The organism is uncultured Roseobacter sp., assembly GCF_947495275.1.
GTDB lineage: Bacteria > Pseudomonadota > Alphaproteobacteria > Rhodobacterales > Rhodobacteraceae > Roseobacter.
Genome location: NZ_CANLYL010000049.1, coordinates 1 through 1,362, shown reverse-complemented (window position 1 = coordinate 1,362; position 1,362 = coordinate 1). Strand labels below are relative to the sequence as shown.

At 56.5% G+C, this 1,362-nt stretch carries 1 protein-coding gene; it reads left to right on the top strand.

Annotated elements, in window-relative coordinates:
* The first annotated feature begins 68 nt into the window (after nt 1-68).
* Complete coding sequence (locus tag Q0802_RS24620) at nt 69-1,127, top strand: IS110 family transposase (RefSeq protein ID WP_298922653.1); 1,059 nt, start codon at nt 69-71, stop codon at nt 1,125-1,127.
* Nucleotides 1,128-1,362: the final 235 nt, after the last annotated feature.

Below are 1,362 nucleotides of genomic sequence, written 5' to 3'. Positions count from 1 at the left end.
ATGGGATGTACCGGCTGCTTCACCCAGCAGGTTAGGCTTTGCCTATTTCTGCAAGATGGAGAAGTAGCATGGCGAAGAGCGACTTTGATGAGCTGATGTCGATCGGCATCGATATTGGGAAGGACACATTCCACATCGTGGGCTTCGATCCGACGGGACAGCGGGTTCTGCGCAAACCAATCAAGCGATTGGCGCTGGTGGCGACATTCGAGAAGTTGCCGCGCTGTATCGTAGGCATGGAAGCGTGCTTGAGTGCCCACTTTGTCAGCCGAACACTGCGCGAGATGGGCTTTGAGCCCCGGATCATCCCGGCGATCTACGTGAAGCCGTTCAATAAAGGACAGAAGAACGACTATAACGATGCAGAGGCAATTGCCGAGGCCGCGCTTCGGCCGAACCTGCAAACCGTGTCCGAGAAGAGCCAGGATCAACTCGATCTTCAAGCCCTGCACCGGGTCAGATCACGTTTAGTGTCGCGCCGGACGGCGACGATCAATCAGATCCGTGCCTTTTTGATCGAACAGGGCATCACTGTTCGAAAAGGCCTGCGTGCCCTGAAGAACTCGTTCGAGACAATCCTTGAAGAACGCAAAGACGAGATATCGCCGCGGATGCGGGCGATCCTGATCGGTCTATACGGTGACTGGATGTGGATGGACGACCGGATCGTTAAGGTGTCCGCCGAGATCGAAGAGATCAGCCGAACTGAGGAGAACTGCGTCAACGTGATGACTGTTCCTGGTATCGGCCCGATGATCTCGACGGCGATGGTCGCCGCAATCGGTGAAGGAGAGGCGTTCGATCGCGGTCGTGACTTCGCGGCCTGGGTCGGTTTGGTGCCTCGACAATACAGCACCGGCGGTCGAACCGTGTTGGGGCGCATCTCCAAGCGGGGAAGCAGGTATCTAAGGATGCTGTTCGTTCAGGCGGCGAAGATCATCATGATGCGACCGCATCGTTGGCCCGACTTCAGCTTTGGTGAATGGCTGGCACGCGCTTCCGAACGCATGCATCGCAACAAGGCTGCCGTCGCCCTTGCCAACAAACTCGCACGCATGGCCTGGAGCATTCTAAGACACAAAACGGCGTTTGATGCGCCAAGAGACGAGGTTGCCATCGGCGTCTGAGCCGAAGCGACCCAAAGGAGTTCGCGATAGATCGAAAGCATGGAACGGAAAAACTGCGCCCCCAGAATCTGACGGCCCAAATGGTCAACAACGACCTGTCCGCTAATGAGATCACGGTGCGAGCGTAACCCCAACAAGGCCACGACCCGCGTGTCGATCAGTAGGCCGGATACATATGAGCGACTTCCGAGAACGTGCGAAGAAATCAATTGCGAACAGCAGCCGGTACATACAT